5 protein-coding genes and 2 pseudogenes are annotated in these 4,257 nt (G+C 63.1%); 2 read left to right on the forward strand and 5 right to left on the reverse strand.

Annotation, left to right across the window (positions count from 1 at the left end; translation table 11 throughout):
* A pseudogene (locus BG57_RS30505) lies at positions 1-214 on the forward strand (hypothetical protein); the annotation flags it as partial.
* 110 nt (positions 215-324) lie between these two features.
* Here BG57_RS30505 and BG57_RS30510 read toward each other — a convergent pair.
* The 4 genes from BG57_RS30510 to istA all read right to left on the reverse strand — a co-directional run bounded on the left by BG57_RS30510 (position 325) and on the right by istA (position 2,815).
* The gene (locus tag BG57_RS30510) at positions 325-543 is read right to left on the reverse strand and encodes a hypothetical protein (RefSeq protein ID WP_035970954.1); all 219 of its coding nucleotides are present in this window, start codon (positions 541-543) and stop codon (positions 325-327) included.
* Entirely contained in the window at positions 543-1,328 is a 786-nt protein-coding gene (istB, locus tag BG57_RS30515; RefSeq protein WP_035970956.1) for an IS21-like element helper ATPase IstB, read from the reverse strand. The genes BG57_RS30510 and istB overlap by 1 nt, the downstream gene beginning before the upstream one ends.
* Complete coding sequence (locus tag BG57_RS34070; protein ID WP_241482171.1) at positions 1,309-1,902, reverse strand: Mu transposase domain-containing protein; 594 nt, start codon at positions 1,900-1,902, stop codon at positions 1,309-1,311. The genes istB and BG57_RS34070 overlap by 20 nt, the downstream gene beginning before the upstream one ends.
* 67 nt (positions 1,903-1,969) lie before the next feature.
* A complete protein-coding gene (gene istA, locus BG57_RS34075; RefSeq protein ID WP_229754117.1) occupies positions 1,970-2,815 on the reverse strand; it encodes an IS21 family transposase in 846 nt (281 codons plus the stop codon).
* Positions 2,816-3,044: 229 nt separating this feature from the next.
* Between istA and BG57_RS30525 the strand changes: the two genes are divergently transcribed.
* Positions 3,045-3,263: a hypothetical protein gene (locus BG57_RS30525; protein WP_035970957.1), complete on the forward strand. Its 219-nt coding sequence runs from the start codon at positions 3,045-3,047 to the stop codon at positions 3,261-3,263.
* A 464-nt stretch (positions 3,264-3,727) separates the two neighbouring features.
* Here the strand turns inward: BG57_RS30525 and BG57_RS30530 are convergent.
* Positions 3,728-3,994 (reverse strand): annotated as a pseudogene (locus BG57_RS30530) (helix-turn-helix domain-containing protein); the annotation flags it as partial.
* Between the last annotated feature and the right edge of the window lie 263 nt (positions 3,995-4,257).

The raw sequence follows: 4,257 nt of genomic DNA on the forward strand, positions 1-4,257 counted from the left end.
CCCACATGCAATTGCGGAAACGTTGAGGGTGCTCGCGCGCTGCAGCTTCTCTCTCGATGAACTCCGCTACGAGTATCCCGACGAACTGGTGCCCGACGGCTACACGCACGAAGCCTATCTTCGGCAAGAGACCTATATCGGCGCGCACCGGCGCTTCCCTGCCGGCGTTCCCCACCACGTGCAGCAACAAATCGAGCATGAGCTGCAGCTCATGTTGACGGCGCTGTAAAACCGCGCTTTTTGGGCGGCGCAAGTCAGAGTGGTTTGCTCAGGCGCGAGGGGGGCCCTGCGAGGCCCCCCTCGCTTTGATGCACTGTATTTATGTCAGAACGGCGGGTCGCGTTCGTGAGTACGCGCGTGCGCCTTGGAAGAGCGCTGCTCACGCAGCAGTTCATTAAGCTGAGCGCCATAGAAGTCAGTCACGACGGCGAGCAGATCCTCGAGGACTTCGAACACGGCAAGTGCCTGCTCAGGCGTCCAGTCGTCGGGAACGGTGAACGGCAATCCGCGACGGCGCGCCGATGGCAACAAGGGGCGGTTCATCACGCGGTCTCCGTCTTCGTGGGGGGCTTGCGGGTTTTGCGCTGCCTGGCGCGGGCTTCATTGCGCTCGCGCGCTTCCTTGAGTCGATATGATTCGCCCTCGATTGGGATCACTTCTGCGCGATGCACGAGGCGGTCGACCAGCGACACCACGCAGGCCGCGTTTGGGAACACGTCGGACCATTCTTTAAACGGCTTGTTGGTCGTTATGATGGTCGAATGTGCCTCATACCGGCGGCTGACGAGTTCGAACAGCAAGTCGGCATGCCGGTTCGAGTACGAGAGGTAGCCGACCTCATCAATCACCAGGATGTCCGGCGTCGCGTAGTGGTGCAGACGCCGCCGTAACGCCGAATCGCTGTCGAGCGCGGCGAGCTCGCCAAGCATCTCACTAGCTGACTTGAACAGCACCGTGTGGCCCTGGATGAGTGCGTGGTGCGCCATGTTCTGCGCAAGCGTCGACTTACCCACGCCGTTCGGGCCGACGAACACGACGTTGGTTGCGTCGGTGAGGAATGTGAGTGACATCAGGTCTTCCACCGCCGCGCGGTCGATTCTCGCGGGCCAGCTCCAGTCGAAGTCGGCCATCGCCTTGAACTTGCCCAGCTTCGCCGCCCGGATGCGTCGCTGCAACGAGCGATGCGCGCGCTCGTCTTCTTCCCACTGCAGCAGCGGCGCGAGCCATGTGGCGCCGTCGATTTCGCTCCAGTGTTCGACGAGACCGTTCAGGCGCAGCGCCTTGGCGCGTAGACGCAGGACTTCATTGTTAATCGTGGTCGAGGTCATCGTCTTCCTCCCTTGCCAGTTGATCGTAGGTATCGAGCCGGTGCGGCTGCACGGGCGCATCCTTACGGCGCACGTGCTCCGGCAGATTGATGACGACGGGCGGTGGTGCCCCTCGCGCCGCGCGACGACGTTCGAGCGCCGCCCGCACGGTGTTCGTATGCGCCGATCCCGCGCGCAGCGCGTCCTCGACGGCCGCCTGCAATTCGACAGCGCCGTAGCGATCGAGCAGGCGCAGCAGCGAGGTCGTGATCCCGCCGATATTCGCGCCACGCTCAGCCGCGCGCATCAGCAAGAGCTGGCAGGAAGGCACGGCGCGAGTCAGGCTGTTAATGCCGCGGTGTTGACGCGCTTCACGCTTGAACTCGACGAGCGTCTTCAGGTGCTGTGGGTCTTCAATCTGTTCAGCTCGATCGTAGCTGCGCCGATGGCTGGCGATCATCTCGGCGCCGTCGAACACGCGAACCTGGTTGAGGTCAGCACGAACGCTCAGCGTGCGACGCACGTGCGTGTGGGGTACCGTGTAGTCGTTCAGATCGAAGCGCACGTAGGGCGTCTTGCCGACCTTCACGGCCACTTGCTCTTCGACCGGAAACGGATTGGCAGGTAGCGGGAGTAACAACGACTGCTCCTGAACAAATGCCTCACGCACGGTCATCGCGCGATCCGGGACACGGACGGTCGGCCGCCTGCGTGCGGCACCATTGCTCGGCCTGCGCGTTCAGGTCGTCAAGGTCAGTGAATTTGCGCGCGGCGAAGAAGGCTTCGCGCACATGTCGTATTGCGCGTTCCACGCGTCCCTTCTCATTGCCGCGCGCGACGGCAACGGGGCGCGGTTCATAGCGGTAATGGCCGGCGAACGCGAGCAGCGTTGGATGGAAGCGGATCGCGTCGCCGAGCCGTTCAAGCACCGCCGACTTCAGGTTGTCGTAGAGCAGAACTCTCGGCAGTCCACACCACGTGTTGAACGCACCGATGTGACCGCGCAAAAAGTTCTCCATCCGCGCATCGAGGAAGAAGCGCAGATAGATGTCGCGCGAGTACGAGAGCACCATCACGAAGGCCATCAATGGCCGACGCGCGCGACCGATCTCGACAAATCCGAAGTGACCCCAGTCAACTTGAGCCTGCTCGCCTGGCAAGGTGCGCAACCGTAGGAAGGCCTCGGCGGGCTTGCGTGGGCGATGCAGCGCGAGCATGTGCCGGAAGTGATCTCGCGCCCCCTTGTAGCCGCGCTCGCGCACCATCACGTAGAGACGACTGCCCGTGAGCGTCGGATACTTCGCCAGCGTCTGCCGGATGAAAGGCAGGTACGGCTCAATCATCGAGGGCTTCGGCGTCGGGCCGTATCGCGGTAGTCCGGCGCCGGCGAGCACGCGCAGCACCGTCTCACGGTGCACGTGCAACTGCTTCGCGATGGTGCCGCAGGGCCACTTCTCGACGTGGTAGAGACGCAGGATCTGCGTCTCAAGCTCAACCGGAATCGTCATCGGGGCCTCCGCGATCAGAACGACGGTCGAAGGCAACGCCTTCGGGGCGAACATGATGGAGACCACGACGACGCACAAAGTCGGTTCGTACCAGCGGTGAGAGCAAGGTGCCGCAGAAACGACAGTTCAACTGAGGCGGCGCCGCCGGGCGAACGGCGGCGTTGGCGAGTGCAACGGCGTCGTCGCGGTCCGGTTGCAGTACACCATCGGCGGGGGAGTCAGGTGAACCATGATGCGTCACGAATTGCCGCCGGACCCGATAGCGCCGGGCGCGTGCGGCGTGTGCGAAGCGTCCGCGGCGGGAACGCTGATAGCGTTGCCCGGCTTCGCGCACGCTGTCGCGGCGTGCATGGGCGGCGCAGTCGCGGCAGTATCGATTGCCACGGTCACACTGGCGGCAGACGAAGACCTGCGCCCGACAACGGGCGCACAGATACAGGCGACCTGAAGGCGGCTGCATTGGCGGTTCCCCTGGAACGCCAAAGAGACGGGTTCACTGAAGTCGACGGGCCGCGCGAGCAATGCGATACTGGCAGCTCACACGGCTCCCCGGCCGGCCAGAAGGCCTGCCACATGGAAACCCTGTGGAGGCGCGGTGCCGGACTGGACCTGGCAGTTGAGGCCGGCGTCGCGCCTGTTGTTCTTCCTTGGCAAACGCCTTTCTACCATGTCGGGCCGCGGCGCGATGCGGCTCGCGTCTCCAGTCGCCCTACGGGCTCTCTACGCCGCGACCCGCATCGTCGTCATATCACTCAAAGCGCAATTACTGCTTCCGCTAGCCGGATTGTTCGCCCCTTGCTGCGACGCCGATATACGATGCCGCCTGAAAAGCGCGGAAACTGACCGCCATCGACACCCGGTGCGGTTCAGTCGCCAGACATGGACCTCGCTGAAAGTGATGCCATACAGTCACTCGATGAGCGCCCGTACGCGTTTGAGTGTCCGCAACTCGGTACCGAAACCGTGTGCCAATGGACCTTGCAGCAGCGCTACGCGCAAGCCCTTCAACTGGCCCACATCCAACTGCGCTGGCCGGCCCGTGGTCATGACGCGTAACGCCTCGATGCCGCCTTCGTCCAGACGGGCCTTCCATGTGTATGCCGTCTGCCGCGCCACGCCAACGGCCTTCGCGGCTTCGGCTGGCGTCTTGCCCGCCAGCATGAGGCGACGGTTTTGCATCGTGGCTCGGAGGGGAACAGACGCCTTTCCTTCACATGGTTTCCTAGGCGACGGCTGTAGGAGATAGATGTGCGGCTCGTCTTTTTTCGTCAGTTGCTTCAAGTCGATTGCGTCGCCGCTACACACGTGATCAAGGGTGAATCGCATTTTGAAGTCTCATACTGAGCGATACTATGCCCGCCGGTTACGGTGAACGGGGCGCTTGATACCCTCGCTAGTTCGAGTGCCGAAATCGTTTAGGTTTATTCGATGCCTGCCATCGG

Source organism: Caballeronia grimmiae (assembly GCF_000698555.1).
Lineage (GTDB): Bacteria > Pseudomonadota > Gammaproteobacteria > Burkholderiales > Burkholderiaceae > Caballeronia > Caballeronia grimmiae.